General features: G+C 61.4%; 11 protein-coding genes and 21 tRNA genes. 30 read left to right on the top strand and 2 right to left on the bottom strand.

Translation table 11 applies throughout. The features are described 5' to 3' along the window. Position 1: 1 nt before the first annotated feature. From nuoL to C442_RS18265, 3 genes are read left to right on the top strand one after another with little or no spacing between them, the layout of a single operon-like run. A complete protein-coding gene (gene nuoL / locus C442_RS18275) occupies positions 2-2,095 on the top strand; it encodes an NADH-quinone oxidoreductase subunit L (protein WP_008313032.1) in 2,094 nt (697 codons plus the stop codon). Then, complete coding sequence (locus tag C442_RS18270) at positions 2,096-3,631, top strand: complex I subunit 4 family protein (RefSeq protein ID WP_008313030.1); 1,536 nt, start codon at positions 2,096-2,098, stop codon at positions 3,629-3,631. After that, positions 3,632-5,182, top strand: a complete 1,551-nt coding sequence (locus C442_RS18265; protein ID WP_008313028.1) for an NADH-quinone oxidoreductase subunit N — start codon at positions 3,632-3,634, stop codon at positions 5,180-5,182. It abuts the gene before it with no gap. 41 nt (positions 5,183-5,223) lie between these two features. Here the strand turns inward: C442_RS18265 and C442_RS18260 are convergent, their stop codons facing one another. Next, a complete protein-coding gene (locus C442_RS18260) occupies positions 5,224-6,171 on the bottom strand; it encodes an MBL fold metallo-hydrolase (protein WP_008313026.1) in 948 nt (315 codons plus the stop codon). A 148-nt stretch (positions 6,172-6,319) separates the two neighbouring features. Here C442_RS18260 and C442_RS18255 point away from each other — a divergent pair, with 148 nt between their 5' ends. The 21 genes from C442_RS18255 to C442_RS21595 all read left to right on the top strand — a co-directional run bounded on the left by C442_RS18255 (position 6,320) and on the right by C442_RS21595 (position 10,728). Further along, positions 6,320-6,589, top strand: a complete 270-nt coding sequence (locus C442_RS18255; protein ID WP_008313024.1) for a DUF7553 family protein — start codon at positions 6,320-6,322, stop codon at positions 6,587-6,589. Between the two features lie 48 nt (positions 6,590-6,637). Beyond that, positions 6,638-6,712 (top strand) — tRNA-Val (locus C442_RS18250). A gap of 759 nt (positions 6,713-7,471) precedes the next feature. Further along, positions 7,472-7,547: transfer RNA gene (locus C442_RS18245), tRNA-Gln, on the top strand. A 12-nt stretch (positions 7,548-7,559) separates the two neighbouring features. Next, a tRNA-Asp gene (locus tag C442_RS18240) sits at positions 7,560-7,632 on the top strand. 209 nt (positions 7,633-7,841) lie between these two features. Beyond that, a tRNA-Pro gene (locus tag C442_RS18235) sits at positions 7,842-7,914 on the top strand. Between the two features lie 3 nt (positions 7,915-7,917). Beyond that, positions 7,918-8,003 (top strand) — tRNA-Ser (locus C442_RS18230). A gap of 173 nt (positions 8,004-8,176) precedes the next feature. Next, positions 8,177-8,262, top strand: a tRNA-Ser gene (locus tag C442_RS18225). Positions 8,263-8,342: 80 nt separating this feature from the next. Beyond that, positions 8,343-8,424 (top strand) — tRNA-Leu (locus C442_RS18220). Between the two features lie 3 nt (positions 8,425-8,427). Next, a tRNA-Leu gene (locus tag C442_RS18215) sits at positions 8,428-8,509 on the top strand. Positions 8,510-8,540: 31 nt separating this feature from the next. After that, positions 8,541-8,622 (top strand) — tRNA-Leu (locus C442_RS18210). A 3-nt stretch (positions 8,623-8,625) separates the two neighbouring features. Then, positions 8,626-8,700 (top strand) — tRNA-Met (locus C442_RS18205). 28 nt (positions 8,701-8,728) lie between these two features. Further along, positions 8,729-8,802: transfer RNA gene (locus C442_RS18200), tRNA-Ala, on the top strand. Positions 8,803-8,806: 4 nt separating this feature from the next. After that, positions 8,807-8,879 (top strand) — tRNA-Tyr (locus tag C442_RS18195). A 38-nt stretch (positions 8,880-8,917) separates the two neighbouring features. After that, a tRNA-Arg gene (locus C442_RS21605) sits at positions 8,918-9,044 on the top strand. Between the two features lie 3 nt (positions 9,045-9,047). Next, a tRNA-Glu gene (locus C442_RS21600) sits at positions 9,048-9,180 on the top strand. Position 9,181: 1 nt separating this feature from the next. Next, positions 9,182-9,254: transfer RNA gene (locus C442_RS18185), tRNA-Val, on the top strand. Between the two features lie 3 nt (positions 9,255-9,257). Further along, positions 9,258-9,330: transfer RNA gene (locus C442_RS18180), tRNA-Ile, on the top strand. A 240-nt stretch (positions 9,331-9,570) separates the two neighbouring features. Next, a tRNA-Cys gene (locus tag C442_RS18170) sits at positions 9,571-9,643 on the top strand. 3 nt (positions 9,644-9,646) lie between these two features. Beyond that, positions 9,647-9,722, top strand: a tRNA-Glu gene (locus tag C442_RS18165). A gap of 62 nt (positions 9,723-9,784) precedes the next feature. Continuing rightward, positions 9,785-10,606, top strand: a complete 822-nt coding sequence (locus C442_RS18160) for a nucleotidyltransferase domain-containing protein (protein WP_008313023.1) — start codon at positions 9,785-9,787, stop codon at positions 10,604-10,606. Between the two features lie 50 nt (positions 10,607-10,656). Beyond that, positions 10,657-10,728 (top strand) — tRNA-His (locus C442_RS21595). A 78-nt stretch (positions 10,729-10,806) separates the two neighbouring features. On the opposite strand, the gene C442_RS21870 is transcribed toward C442_RS21595, so the two are convergent. Next, positions 10,807-10,950 (bottom strand): hypothetical protein, encoded by a 144-nt coding sequence (locus C442_RS21870; protein WP_161606635.1) that lies wholly within the window; start codon positions 10,948-10,950, stop codon positions 10,807-10,809. Between the two features lie 245 nt (positions 10,951-11,195). On the opposite strand from C442_RS21870, the gene C442_RS18155 reads away from it, so the two are divergent. The 6 genes from C442_RS18155 to C442_RS18130 all read left to right on the top strand — a co-directional run bounded on the left by C442_RS18155 (position 11,196) and on the right by C442_RS18130 (position 14,834). Further along, positions 11,196-11,270 (top strand) — tRNA-Arg (locus C442_RS18155). A 56-nt stretch (positions 11,271-11,326) separates the two neighbouring features. Continuing rightward, positions 11,327-12,856, top strand: coding sequence for a TROVE domain-containing protein (locus C442_RS18150; protein ID WP_008313021.1), 1,530 nt, complete (start codon positions 11,327-11,329; stop codon positions 12,854-12,856). A gap of 17 nt (positions 12,857-12,873) precedes the next feature. Beyond that, a tRNA-Gly gene (locus C442_RS18145) sits at positions 12,874-12,948 on the top strand. Positions 12,949-13,005: 57 nt separating this feature from the next. After that, positions 13,006-13,290 (top strand): hypothetical protein, encoded by a 285-nt coding sequence (locus tag C442_RS18140; protein ID WP_008313020.1) that lies wholly within the window; start codon positions 13,006-13,008, stop codon positions 13,288-13,290. Positions 13,291-13,458: 168 nt separating this feature from the next. Continuing rightward, complete coding sequence (locus C442_RS21130; RefSeq protein WP_008313018.1) at positions 13,459-14,046, top strand: RNA polymerase sigma factor; 588 nt, start codon at positions 13,459-13,461, stop codon at positions 14,044-14,046. A 17-nt stretch (positions 14,047-14,063) separates the two neighbouring features. After that, positions 14,064-14,834: a hypothetical protein gene (locus tag C442_RS18130; protein WP_008313017.1), complete on the top strand. Its 771-nt coding sequence runs from the start codon at positions 14,064-14,066 to the stop codon at positions 14,832-14,834. Positions 14,835-15,052: the final 218 nt, after the last annotated feature.

Genomic DNA, 15,052 nt, shown 5'->3' with positions numbered 1-15,052 from the left:
GATGGCTGCATTCACATACGCTCCGGCGATTGTCCTGCTGCCGTTCGTATCGTTCCTCGTCGCGCTGTTTGCCGGCGACCGCATGCCGAAAGGCGGCGCGCTCGCGGGCATTACCGCGACGGGCGGATCGCTCCTGCTGTCGATCTGGGTCGCGCTGACTGTGGCCGGCGGCGACGTCCACAACGAGATACTGTACCAGTGGACCACGAGCGTCGAGACGCTCCAGCTCAACTTCGGACTCCTGCTGGACCCGCTGTCGGCGCTCATGCTGCTCATCGTCTGTCTTATCTCGTTCCTCGTCCACATCTTCTCGCTCGGCTACATGAACGACGAGGGCGAGACCGGTCTCCCGCGCTATTACGCCGGGCTCGGCCTGTTCACGGCGAGCATGCTCGGGTTCGTCGTCGCCAACAACCTCCTGATGGCGTTCATGTTCTTCGAGCTGGTGGGCCTGTGCTCGTACCTGCTCATCGGCTTCTGGTTCCGCGACGACGGCCCGCCGAGCGCCGCGAAGAAGGCGTTCCTCGTCACCCGCTTCGGTGACTACTTCTTCCTCATCGGCGTCGTCGGCATCTTCGCCACCTTCGGGACCGGTCTCTTCGCCCCCATTACGCAGGGCGGCGAAGTGGTCGCCGAGAGCTTCCCGATGCTTGCCGAACACGCCATCGTCGACGGCGAGACGGCAGGCATCGCGATGCTTGAGACGGTCGGCATGGGGCCACAGCAGTGGTTCACCGTGCTCGGCCTGCTCGTGCTGGGCGGTGTCGTCGGCAAGTCCGCGCAGTTCCCGCTGCACACATGGCTGCCCGACGCGATGGAAGGTCCGACGCCGGTCTCAGCGCTGATCCACGCGGCGACGATGGTCGCGGCCGGTGTGTACCTCGTCGCACGTATGTACGGTTTCTACGCCCTCTCGCCGACGGCGCTGGCCGTCATTGCTCTCATCGGCGGCTTCACCGCGCTGTTCGCGGCGACGATGGGTCTCGTCAAGCAGGAGATCAAACAGGTGCTCGCGTACTCCACCATCTCCCAGTACGGGTACATGATGCTCGCGCTGGGCTCGGGTGGCTACATCGCCGCTGTCTTCCACCTGACCACCCACGCCGTGTTCAAGGCGCTCCTGTTCCTCGGCGCGGGGTCGGTCATCATCGCCATGCACCACAACGAGAACATGTGGGACATGGGCGGCCTGAAAGACCGGATGCCGGTGACCTACTGGACGTTCCTCGCCGGCTCGCTCGCACTGGCCGGCATCGTTCCCTTCGCCGGCTTCTGGTCCAAGGACGAGGTGCTGTACGAGGCACTCATCCACGGCTTCGGTACTGAGGGCGGCCTCGGGACGGCCTACCTCATCGCGTACGCGATGGGGCTGCTGGCCGTGTTCTTCACCGGCTTCTACACCTTCCGGATGGTGTACCTGACCTTCCACGGCGACGCCCGCTCGGACACCGCACGCGACCCCGAGCCCGTCCGCTGGAACGTCAAGGGCCCGCTGACGGTGCTTGGGATTCTCGCCACGACGATCGGGTTCATCAACATGGCCCCGGTCGCGAAACTCACCGGCGCTGAGATCGACTTCCTCCACAAGTGGCTGAACGGGCCGGAGAACGGTGGCTGGCCTGCGGCGCTCAACACTGGACTGCACCACTACGAGGGCCTCCTGCACGATGTTTCACACGTTGTGAAGGGCTACCCGCTTGGAGAGACGCCGACACTGCTCGCTTCTGCAGGCGTCTCGCTCGGGCTGGCACTCGCCGGTGTGCTCGTCGCGCGGACCCTCTATGCCGGTGCTGACCCGGTCGAGCATACGGACAAGCTTGGCGGTCTGAAGACGCTACTCATGCACAACTACTACCAAGACGAATATCAGGTGTGGCTCGCGACGGGTGTCACCTACCCGCTCGCCCGTGTGATGAACAAGTTCGACCAGGGTGTCGTCGACGGCGTCGTCAACGGCATCTCCAGCGTGAGCCTGTTCGGCGGCAGCCGCATCCGACGTATCCAGTCCGGCGTCGTCAGCAACTACGCGACGCTGCTGACGCTTGGACTCGTGCTTTTGCTTGCCGCCTTCGGCATCATGGGAGGGTGGTTCTAGATGTGGGTTGCCGCGCTCCTGCTCGTGACCCTGCTGGGAACCGGCCTCGTGTTCCTCTCGCCTGACCGGTACGCCGGAAAGCTCGCCGCGGCTATCAGTGCGGTTCCGGCGCTTGGCAGCATCTACATGTACTGGGTGTACCTCACGCAGTACGGCGGGACGGGCAACGCGCTGCTGTCGCCCGCCGACATCGCGTTCGGCCAGCAGCTCCCGTGGATCACGCTGGGTGAGCTGGAAGTGTCGTACTACGTCGGCCTCGACGGCATCAGTATGCCGCTGCTCGCGCTGACGACAGTGCTGACGACGCTCGCCATCGTGTCCGCGTGGACGCCAATCGACGAGCGCCAGTCCCAGTTCTACGGACTGATGCTGTTCATGGAAGTGAGCCTCATCGGCGTGTTCTCCGCGCTCGATTTCTTCCTCTGGTTCGTCTTCTGGGAGGGCGTCCTTATCCCGATGTACCTGCTCATCGGTATCTGGGGCGGGCCGCGTCGGAAGTACGCCGCGATCAAGTTCTTCGTCTATACGAACGTGGCGTCGCTGATCATGTTCGCGGGTCTGTTCGCACTCGTGTTCAGCACCGACCTCACGTCGCTGTCCCTGCCCGCGATGGCCGAGGCGTTCCGCACCGCAAGCGGCCTGCCGACCATCGCCGGCATGAACCTGATGACCATCTCGTTCATCATGATGTTCTTCGGGTTCGCGGTGAAGGTGCCCGTCTTCCCGCTGCACACATGGCTGCCCGACGCACACGTCGAGGCCCCGACGCCGGTGTCGGTCATGCTGGCCGGCGTCCTCCTGAAGATGGGGACCTACGCACTGCTGCGGTTCAACTTCACGATGCTCGCTGACACGGCGCGCCAGCTCGCCGTGCCGCTGGCTATCATCGGCGTCGTCAGCGTCATCTACGGCGCGATGCTCGCGCTGGCACAGCGCGACCTCAAGCGCATCGTCGCCTACTCCTCGATTTCCTCGATGGGCTACGTCATCCTGGGCCTGGTCGCGTTCACGCCCTACGGCATGGGCGGGGCGACTTTCCAGATGATCGCCCACGGCCTCATCTCGGGGCTGATGTTCATGTGTGTCGGTGTCATCTACAACACGACGCACACGCGCATGGTCGGCGATATGTCCGGCCTCGCGGACCGGATGCCATGGACCGTCGGCATCTTCGTCGCCGCCGCATTCGGTTACATGGGCCTGCCGCTGATGGCCGGCTTCGCCGGGGAGTACTTCATCTTCCAGGGGTCGTTCAACGCACCGACGCTTGGCGGGGCCGCGCCCGTGCTGACCTCGCTGGCGATGTTCGGCATCGTCATCGTGGCCGGCTACCTGCTGTGGGCCATGCAGCGCACGCTGTTCGGGGCCTTCAGTCTGGAGACGGATTACGAGGTCAGCCCGGCCGCGTTCCACGACGTCGCGCCGCTGGCCGTGTTGCTCCTGCTGGTCATCGCACTCGGTGTCGCACCGGATCTCTCCTTTGCCATGATACAGGACTCGATTTCACCGGTTCTCGAGATCGGAGGTGGTGCATAGATGGTCGCACTTCCTGACTGGATGGCGCTCGCCCCGGCACTTTCGCTGGGCCTCGCCTCTCTGGTGTTGCTGCTAGCGGACTCGATCGACCCGGACTCGACGAACACGGGACTGCTGGCCGGGATCTCGGGAATCGGCTCCCTGCTTTCCTTCGGGTTCGCCGGCTGGTTCATCACCGCCGGCACTGGAATCGCCGATAGCACTGGCGTCGCGCTGTTCAACAATCAGCTCGTCGTCGACCAGATGGCCCTGTTCTTCATGGCCATCGTCGGCAGTGTCACGACGCTGGTCGTGCTTGCGAGCTACGACTACATCGCCGGCCACGACTACCAGGCCGAGTTCTTCTCGCTGGTGCTGCTGTCCGCGACCGGGATGAGTCTCCTGAGCGCGGCCAACAGCCTGGCGACGGCGTTCATCGCCCTCGAACTGGTGTCGCTGCCGTCCTACGCGCTCGTCGCCTTCCTCAAGCACAACAAGGGAAGCGTCGAAGCCGGGCTGAAGTACTTCCTCATCGGCGCGGTGTCCTCGGCGATTCTCGCCTACGGCATCTCGCTGGTGTACGCCGCGACGGGCGTGCTTCGGTTCGACGGTGTCGCGACAGCCATTTCCAGCGGCACGGTCCAGACCATCGTCGACGGCTCGATACAGGCACAGTCCGGCGATCCGGCCGTCCCGATGGCTATCCTCGGCGTCGGTATCCTGATGATTATCGGCGGCGTCGCGTTCAAGACGGCCTCCGTGCCGTTCCACTTCTGGGCACCCGAAGCGTACGAGGGCGCGCCGGCGCCGATCTCGGCGTTCCTCTCCTCGGCGTCGAAGGCCGCCGGCTTCGTGCTGGCGTTCCGCGTCTTCGCCGTCGCCTTCCCGATCGGTGACCTGCTCGCCGCCGGCGGCGCGATCAACTGGGTGATGGCGTTCCAGATCCTCGCCATCGCGACGATGTTCGTCGGGAACTTCGCCGCCGCGACCCAGGAGACGGTCAAGCGGATGCTGGCCTACTCCAGTGTCGGCCACGCCGGCTACGTCCTCATCGGACTCGCCGCCGTGTCCGGTTCCGGTGAGGGCCTGAGTCTCAGCATGAGTGCGGGGATGTCCCACCTGCTCGTCTACGGCTTCATGAACACGGGCGCGTTCCTGTTCATCGCGCTGGCCGAGTACTGGGGCGTCGGCCGCCGCTTCGAGGACTACAACGGCCTCGGCAAGGAAGCACCAGTCGCCTGCGCGGCGATGACGGTGTTCCTGTTCAGCCTCGCCGGCCTGCCGATCGGCGGTGGGTTCTTCTCGAAGTTCTACCTGTTCCAGGCGACGCTCAACGTCAGCGCGTGGTCGCTGGCCGCCGCGCTCATCATCAACAGCGCGCTCAGCCTGTTCTACTACTCCCGCGTCGTCAAGGCGATGTGGATCGAGGAACCGACCGGCAGCCGGACCATCGAGTCGTACCCGATGGGGCTGTACACCGCTGTGGTGGGCGCCGCCATCGTGACGGTGCTCCTGCTGCCCGGCTTCAACCGCGTCTCCGAGATCGCGTTCCAGGCAGCGCAGTTGCTGTAGACGCCTGGCTATTTTCTTTCTCACACGCTTGTTAGCGAGGCTTACGCCGACTCGTAGACGAACACGCCGCCACTCTCGCGCTTCTCGACGCGGTCGGTGACTTCGAGTACGTCCAGGTGGCCGACAGCCTCGCTCATCCCAGCGAAGTACTCCGTAGCGGGCAGGTCCCCGAACAGCGCCGTCATCACGTCACTGGGTGTCGTCGCCCCGCCGGAGACGATGTCGGCGACCTCCGCGGTGCGCTGGTCGTGTTCCGCGAGGATGTCGTCGATGCGTTCCTGCGGTGATGCAACGGGCTCGCGGTGGCCGGTGAGAAAACGGTCGTGGCCCTGCTCGCGGAGCCACCGGAGCGAGTCGTTGAACGCCGGCAGCACCCGCGGGCGCGTCCCGCTCTCGTCGGGCACCTGCAGGAACGGGTTGGGCGTGATGTCGCCCAGCACGTTGTCGCCGACGATCGCCTCACGGCGACCCTGAAAGTCGTACGAGAAGATGATTTCGCCGGCGGAGTGGCCCTGTACGGTGTCGACCGTGAGTTCTGTGTCGTCGACGGTAGCGATATCACCAGCCGCGAGCGCGCGGTCGGTATCGACGCTCTGGGCGTAGGGCAGGAACGCTTCCGGTAGCTGTGTGACCGTCTCGGCAGTCTCGCGTGAGACGCCACACCGCTCGAAGAAATCCGCGAAATAGGACTGTTCAGTGTGTAGCTGCGCCGCGAAATCGCGCATGATATCGGCTGCCGGCTCGCTGGCGAGGACACGCGCCCCCCGCTCGGCGAACCGGTTTGCCATGCCGAAATGGTCCGGATGCGGATGTGTGACCAGTACCTGCTCGATGTCATCCGGCGACAGCTCGCGTGCTTCAAGCGCCTCAACCAGACGCGACCACGCTTCCTCGCTGTCGGGTCCCGGATCGACGATGGTTCGTCGCGCGATATATGCATTGACTGGCCCGACCTGAAACGGCGTGGGAATCGATACCCGTGTGAACATGTCTCCCCGTTGCAGGTGCCGGCGCAAAACAGTTCGTACCCGCGGGACACGTTTACCATCGTGGCCGCTCGCAGTCCCTCGATCAGCCGTGATTGGGGACTGTGTTCCGGGCACAAGAGATATATTCGTCCTTCGCGTAAGGTCATATATGAACAAGCACTTCGAAGACGCACGATACTACCTGAAGCGCGCCGGCAAGACCGCCACCAAGGGCGTCAAGGAAGAACTCGAACCGGTCGAGGAACGGTTCCGAGAGCTTACTGGGAAGGAAGCCGAGCCCGAACCCAGCCGACTGGAGGCCGTCAAGGCTGACCTGAAAGAACTGCAGGGGAAAGCCGAAGGCGAAGCCGAGGAAGCGATCGCTGACGCCCGCAAAAAGATCGGCGAGTACCGCGGGAAGGAAGAGCCGGAAGCGTAGTCGGAAAGCAATTCTTAAGGGATACGCTCGAATAGAGTCGAGTGTATCGGGTTGGTGATCTAGTTCGGTTATGATACCTCCTTCACACGGAGGAAGTCGGCGGTTCGAATCCGCCCCAACCCATACGCGGTGCGTACGGACTGTAACCGACAGTATTCTGCCGCCTCAAACCTTCTATCGACAGAATCGCCTCTAGAGCGTCGATTTTCGGCGCGACGGAAATTCGGTAACTCGTTCGTCTGTTGCACGGGGGGTTCCTCCGTCCGGCGGTCCGCATATATCATATGAGTTCTCCTATAAAAATGTGGAGGCCGACTTGCTCTCGACTCCACAATCTGTGCTATTCGTGACGACGCGATATCAGGGGCATCTGCCGCTGCTCTGATCTCAGCTCGCCAGTCCCTGTGCCTATTCGTAACATACCTCGCTCAGAATTAATACACCCCGGGTCATGACGAATAATTAGACTCACAGACGAGGTGACTCGACATGCTGACTGCTAAACCCACTCCGCGACTCGCATCCCTACCGATAGCTGCGGGTGGCCCATGTTTGCTACGCGGTCAGCGTGTGGAACCGGACAGTAATTCCTGGATGGAATATGCCGTCGAGCAACTCGGCGCGATTCCGTCCGGTGATGTCCGGATGTCATCGCCCGCATAACGCGGCTCCTCACGCGGACTACCCGCTCGGAGCCGGGGAACACGGGCCTGCCGCCTGCTCAAGCTTGCTAGTGTCGTCCATCTCGGGCGAGCTGGCAGGCGCGCTCGCGGCACGTTGACTCTGTTCGCACCAGATAGCGGTGCGGACCTGTGACCGTTGTGGGCCGACCACAGCGCCGTCACGAGCACACAACAGCCACAGATAGCGGCGGCGCTGCGCAGCCCCGGAGTCTCCGTTGGCGAGGGACGCGGGACTTTGGATCCCGAGGTCGGGAGTTCGATTCTCCCCGGGGCGATAGCCATCGCGTGCCGACGTGGTGTAATTCGGAAGCATACGGTCCTGTCACGGCCGAGATTCGGGTTCAAATCCCGACGTCGGCGTCAGACAAAGCGGTCGGATGCCCATCGAGGCAGGCACACGCGGTCGACAATGCTGTCGGCTGCAACGGGCCCGGAAGGGTCTGGAACCTGCATGGACCGGTGTGGCATTCGAGACTGAGCTGACAGTCGAAGCACGCCCCTGCGAGGACGGCAGCGAGCGGTCGCTTTCGTCCTCGCACCCACAGACGAATAGACACACAACCACTTTCGGGTCGATGGTCCAGCGGCCGACGATTCGTGCCTTGGGGGCACGAGACCGAGGTTCGAATCCTCGTCGACCCATTTGCCGCGATGGTCTAGCCTGGTCGGACGCCTCCCTGCTACGGAGGTATCCTGCAAGGGATTCCCCGGTTCAAATCCGGGTCGCGGCGTCCGCGCGAGCGGAGCGAGTTCGGGCTCGGGAGAACGGCGTTCTCCCGGCGTCCTGCTGTCAAGCAGGGTTGCGGAACATCCCCTTTGAGGTGAGACAGGCAGACAGGTGACTGCGCTCGATTTGAAATCGAGAGCCGCGAGGCTTCGGAGTTCGATTCTCCGTCTCACCGTTGGCGGGGTTTCCCTAGTTCGGCCAAGGGGCCGTGCTGGAACCACGGTGCCCGCGAGGGCACGGGTGTTCAAATCGCCCTCCCGCCGTCAGGTGGATTCGTGGTCCAAAGGCAAGACACCCGCCTCCAGAGCGGGCGATGGCTGCTCGATTCGGTCCGAATCCATTTTCCGCGGTAGCCAAGCGGCCAACGGCGGCGGGCTTAAGACCCGCTGAACAGCTCTTCGAGGGTTCGAATCCCTCCCGCGGAATGCGTCGCCATACCCAAGTGGTCAACGGGGCACGGTTGAGGGCCGTGTGTGCAGACTATCGCAGGTTCGAATCCTGCTGGCGACATGCCGGCCTCAGTGCTGGCTCTGCTGTGTGCGTCGCCGTACCCAAGTGGCAACGGGAGGCGGCTCAGAACCGCCGGCGTAGGTCCTGCCGAGGTTCGAATCCTCGCGGCGACACTCTGCGGGATTGGGTAGCCTGGCCGATCCCGGCTGGCTCATAACCAGCAGACCCACGTTCGAATCGTGGTCCCGCAATCGCAGTTACGGCTAGCGCGCCTTCTGTGGGCCCCTAGCTCAATTGGCAGAGCGCCCGCTTCGCAAGCGAGAGGCTCCGGGTTCGAGTCCCGGGGGTGTCCATCTACTTCCCGTGGTCAAGCGGTCTACGACGCCGCCCTGTAGAGGCGGAGACGCACGTTCGACTCGTGCCGGGAAGATCTGGCAGTTGGCTGTTTGGACAGTTGACTGCCGCTGTGGGACGGTGGAAGAGCTTGGTTCACCAACTCTCTCAACGGGTTTTCACCGGAACTCCGGTGCGACGCTGAGAGTTCCTTCGTCACGCTTCTAACGTGGTCACGCAGGTTCGAATCCTGCCCGTCCCATCTGCTCCAGTGGAGTAGCGGCCAAACTCACGGCCCTCTCACGGCCGAGCCCCCGGTTCGAAAACCGGTTGCTGTTTTCGAGCCCTGGAAGACGAGCAAAGCGAGTCTTCCTCCGGTTCGAATCCGGGCTGGAGCATTGGCAGACAGTCCAGTGGAGTGGACGTGCCGCTCACATCGGCAAGATCGCAGGTTCGAATCCTGCTCTGCCAATGCAGGCGCGTAGCTCAGTGGTCAGAGTCCCTCGCTGATAACGAGGTTGTCAGCGGTTCAACTCCGCTCGCGCCTATGCGGTCGATACACTGTGGGCCCGGAGCATATGAGAACATGCGCCGACTTTTAATCGGCAGATAGCGGGTTCAAATCCCGTCGGGCCCGTTGGAATCGCCCCACGATTCCACCACTGTTTCCTAATCTGCCGGGCGGTCCCGCGTGGTGCGGGAACTCGGCTGTTACCCGAGTTGTGCGAGGTTCGACTCCTTGGCCCGGCGTGGGGCTTGCACTCCCCCATCCACCGCACTGTCTTCGTGCCACGATGGCAGAGCGGTCAACGCACCCGCCTGCAGAGCGGGTTCTCGTCGGTTCGAATCCGACTCGTGGCTTGCGCTCCCGGAGTCCCCGCTGGCGAGGGATGCTACCCTTTCAAGGTAGAGGTCAGGGGTTCGATTCCCCTCGGGAGCACTATCGGGCGCTGCTGCGACCCGAGGAACCAATTACGACGCAGGAACACGAGGTACCAAGCTATGACTATCGAACATCTGGACTTGGAGTATAGCGCGGAAGACATCAGAGATTTCATCGAAGCCGCCGTCGCCACGCGGGGCTCCGAAAACCGCCCCCGGTTCTACGCAATCACCGGGAGCCACATTTACGGCTTCGACAGCGCCGAGAGCGATATCGACGTCCGCGGTCTGCACATGGCTCCAGCCGAGTCGTACGCGTACCTCGATACCCCGGCCGAGGAAGTCACCGTCAACATGGACGGGACGACCGAAGGTTTCGAGGAGTACGCCGAAGTCGACCTGCGGAGCTACGAACTGAAGAAGTTCGCACAGTTCCTCCAGTCGGCGAACTACAACATCGTCGAACTGGTCTTCGAAGCGCCGACGGTCATGAACGGGATGCCACTGGAGATGGACGCGCTGCAGGACCTGATCCGGGAGTTCCTCCCGATGAACGTCCCGCACGCGTACCTCGGGATGGCGAAATCCAACTACTACAAGCATCTCGACCCGGAGAAAGCCGAGGGGTACGACCCGCGAGCGAAGAAGTTCCTCTACGTCTACCGCGGGCTACTTGGCGCGCAGTACGTTGTCGACTACGGGGACATCGAGGCCGACATCTTCGAACTCGCAAACGCTGTCGATGGCGGCGATGCCGAGCTTGTCGAAGACCTTGTCGCGCAGAAGCGCTCGGGCGACTCGACGGCTGTTCCGGATGCTCTCGAAGAAAGGGCTCGGGATGCGATTACCGGGCAGTTCAACGCTATCGGCGAGTTTCCGACGCCGGACAAGAGCGGCTACCGAGAAGCGCTGGACAACTGGATGCGGAAAGTCCGCGCGTGATTCTGCGTCTCTGATTGTGTCGTGCCTCCTTGGCGGGGCAGTACTGCGTGGCCGGGTTGGGGTAACTGGCAACCTCCGGCCCTGTGACGGACGAGCAGCGAGTTCGAGTCTCGCACCCGGCCTTCGGGACACCGTCGAGGCGGTGGGTTACTTCCTCTTGCAAGGAGCGGCGATTCACCCACTGCCGATTTCCCGGTGTCCTACCATTCGTCGGCGGCCGTCGAGATGGAGTGTTCCTTCCCGGCATTTGGCGGGTTCGACTCCTGCATCGCTCCGTCGATCTTCCGGCCGTCAATTATTCGTGGCGACCGTCGAGTCGAAGTGTTCCTTCGATCTGGTTCCATCAGGTTCAAGTCCTGACGGTAGGCTCTACGGCCTATCGTTATGTCCGGACAAAGGGACCGTCCCGACACCGGACCCACTTCGATTATTTCCCGGTCGCCACCACTCATGAGGTGGTCGCCGAGCTGGAGTGTTCCTTCGCTTGTGGAGCGACAACTCCGGGTTCGAGTCCCGGGAGCGGACCGGCCGCTCTGGTGTAACTGGTAACACAGTATCTCTCACTCCGGCGATTTTCCGACCACCGCTTGTCCCTGTAGCTCAGTTTGGAACGAGCACCGGCCTTCGAAGCCGGGTGTCACAGGTTCAAATCCTGTCAGGGACGTTCCCCGCTCTCGGTGAGCGGCTGTGGGCGTCGACTGTTGCGACGCCAGTGATAGCATGCAACTGAACGAGACGAAACAGACGGTCGCGGAGGCGACACGCACCACCAACCACGAGGGCGGTGAGGCGTTCCGGCCTGCGGACCCACGACTCGCACTGTACAAACGAACAATCAACCAGCTGCTCGAAGATTCATACTACGAGGACGATACCGAGCACCTGCGGGCGGTCGTCGAGTGTTTCGACGCTGTGGCGGCCGAAGACCCGGAGTTCGTCCTGAAACTCGCCGCGTACGCGCGTCAGGAGATGTACCTCCGGGACATCCCGCAGGTCCTGCTCGTCCTGGCGGCGAACGACGCGCGGTTCAAAGATGACTCGGACGAGTCGCTCATCCGGGAGTGGACGCCGGCGATCGTCCAGCGAATGGACGAGACCGCGACTTCGCTGGCCGCCCACGACACGCTGTTCGGTGGCACTGCACCGTGGCCGCTGCGGCGCGGTATCGAAGATGCGGTGGTCGAGATGGCCGACGCGTACACGCTGGAGAAGTACGCGCTGCCACGGCGGGAGGTGACGCTGCACGACGTGTTCAACCGTGTCCATCCGACGCCGGTCGACGACGAGCAGGAAGACCTGTTCGAGCGGTTCATGCGCGGTGACCTCGACGATTACCCGGATGTGGAGCCGCTGCCGTCGCCGAACACGTGGGAGACGGTCATCTCCGAACGCGGGAACACGGCCGACGCGTGGGAGCAGCTCATCGAAGACGAGGAGTACTCCCTGCCGATCTTCGCCTCGATCCGGAACCTGCGGAACATGCTCGAAGCCGGCGTCGACGAGGAGACAATCGTCGGGCACCTGGAGCTGGAAGCGGTGCAGCGTGCGCCGCTGTACCCGTTCCGGTACTACCAAGCATACAAAGCGCTGCAGACCGCTGGCCTTGACGCGCCCGAGGTCGAGCGGTGGCTGGAACAGGCCGTCGACGTGGCCGTTGAGCACGTCCCTGACGACCTCGGCAACACGTTTGTCGGGGTGGACCTCTCGGGGTCCATGACCGCGGCGCTCTCCGATCAGGGCACACTCCAACGGAAGGAAATCGGTGCACTGTTCGGTGCGGTGCTTGCCGACCAGGGTGCCCGCGTCGGCGGGTTCGGGTCAGAGTTCCAGACTATTTCCACCCACATCGATACGCCAGTCCTGCAGCGACAGAGAGCAGTCATGGGTATCGATGATGAGGTCGGGAACTCGACGAACGGGTGGAAAGTCCTCGATTACCTCCGGCAGGAGGGTATCGAAGTCGACCGAGTCGTCCTGTTCACCGACATGCAGATTTGGGACTCGACGGCTCGACTGGTCGACGGCGACCGGACTGTCCGCGAGGCCTTCGAGGACTACCGTGCAGCGGTGGCACCGGACGCATCGCTGTATATGGTCGACCTCGCGTCGTACGGCGACCTCGCAACGCCGGAAGGCTACGAGGACGTGTACAACGTCTCGGGGTGGTCCGAGCAAGTGCTGGAGTTCATCGGCTACGCCGAAGAACCGGTGCAGGTCATCGAGGAGATCGATGACTTCGAGCCAGCATGACTGCAGTTTCCGATTTTGCGCGAGTAGTGGAGTCTGGCCTACCACGCAGCCGTGCCATGGCTGAAACAGGCGTTCAAATCGTCTCTCGCGCATTCGGAGCGAATCATGGCGGGACGGTCCCGCCGGGTCGCTCCAATGGAGGTACTACGATGGCAATCACCAGTGACAACGACACGCGACAGACTACGACCCTAGTCGTCACCGTCCGCGTTCCGAACGGGGCGGACGGCGACCTCACGACCAACGCAGAGCGGCGGCTCTCGCGCGCCGACGGAATCCTCGCTGTCACTGTTGAGGCCCTCCAGGAGCTACAACCAGGCCTCTCTGCTACCGAAGCGACTGTCCGCGTCACAGTTGAAACAGGTGAAGCCCGAACGACACAGTCAGTCGAAGACACACTCGCCGGACAGACTGGTGTCGAAGTTACGGATTAGTTCGTCGGCTTTCTCATTCGTATCGCTGTATTGACCGAACCGAGTCAGAATGTATCCTCTGCTGAGATTTCGATAGAGCCAGTTGCAGGCATAATGGAGTAATGTCGGGAATGAATAGGATACGGGCGATAGATTCTTTGCTGATTACTACAAATATGTAGTGAGATCATGCCACATCAACCAACTGTCTCTGAAGAAAGAGAACTTGGATTTCCACGCCATCTTCCAGATCAAGAGGCCATACTAATAGGCCGAATCGGTGGAGACAGCGACTTGAGCGGTAACGCAGCCTATTACATACATGGTCAGAATGATGTCCTAATTGGTCAATATAAACAGAAGGAGTTCTGGCCAGAGTATGCTGTTGGGTGCGAAAGCAGGTTGATGTCTGCCTGCGTTCGAGAATTCAGTACGGCTAACATAGAGACTGAACTATCGAGTATTGGGAAGGCCCTCTTACAGGCATGGCACTTCGGTGATCTCACACCGCTCAGTCACAAACAAGCCCACGTATATGCACTCCGGGAGAGAGGGAAATTCAGTCGGGATGAGACAGCTTCCATACTCAGCATCTCACCAAACACTGTCGATACTCATCTACAACGAGCCAAAGAAAAATTGAGTGCAGCGGAGAATCTCGTACAGTTCGTTCGTGTGGATTCAGAGGACCTCGCTAATGCGCATCCAGATTTCTTTGATGAATCCGACATCGACGACGATACGAGTAGTTCAAACGACCTCACTCCACTCTCCTAAGACGTGAGGCACGCTGAATGAGTCGCTTTCCGTCGCCGACGCTGGCAGACCGTCTCGATGACCGCATCGAAGAACTAGAAGACGGGTTCATCCGCCTCGGAGATGATGACACTCCATTTACGCTGTGGGAGGGCGGTGAATCATTAGAAGAGGCGCAAACTATCCATGGTGATCGGCCTGAGGCAGAACAACAGCGGGATGAAGAGTCCAATGAGCCACTCACACGATGTCTATCTGAATGGGAGGAAGACATGGGCAAACTTGATTTTCCGCTCGTTGATACGATTCCCCTCTCTGAACAACTTATTCGTGCGAGCCGGGTGGCAGATTTAGCGCTTAGTGAGGAGTTTGTTGATGAAATTGACCGCGAGGTTGAGTTTCGTGATGAGACTGTACGGGGGAAGTACTGGCGAGGAGTACAACTAATCGAGGTTGGGACCGATTCTGATGATTTCCCTGGTTTTCAGAGAGGGGTCGTACTCGCACACGAAGTGGGCCACGCATTCTACGAGGCTTGGAGTCCTGACAGCGGAATCGAAGAGCAACCGAGACTGTTCCGAACAGACGATGAAAAGGGACAAGCACAGAAACTCTCTGAGCGGCTCCATGGCCCTATGATTGAGACAGATGGCCCCTTTGTTGATTATCGGCAGGGCAGCGACGAGGAGCTCGCTGCCGCTGTGTTCGCTTCCAGAATTATTGAACCGATGGCAGCTCAGCGAATCGCACCTGATGCAGTTCGACGACTTGAAGAAGCCTTTGGAGAGTTGTCTGATAGATTATTCTGATGGCACTGTCTAGTTGAGGGATTGAGAAGTGAGCAGGCTGTAGTCTATAGTCTCAAACTACTATAGGTTTTCTCACAGGAAACGGATGTACTAATCTCTGTGGAAACTGTAGGAATCCTAATCTCTCTATACAGGTAGCGAATGGCCAATTACTGTACTACCTGCCCATATGGGCAGAAATACCGTTTTTTAAATAGTCACAGAGCATGAGCGAGTCT

It is taken from the genome of Haloarcula amylolytica JCM 13557, assembly GCF_000336615.1.
Lineage (GTDB): Archaea > Halobacteriota > Halobacteria > Halobacteriales > Haloarculaceae > Haloarcula > Haloarcula amylolytica.
The sequence above is the reverse complement of the archived record's forward strand: the minus strand, read 5'-3'. Positions and strand labels throughout refer to the sequence as shown.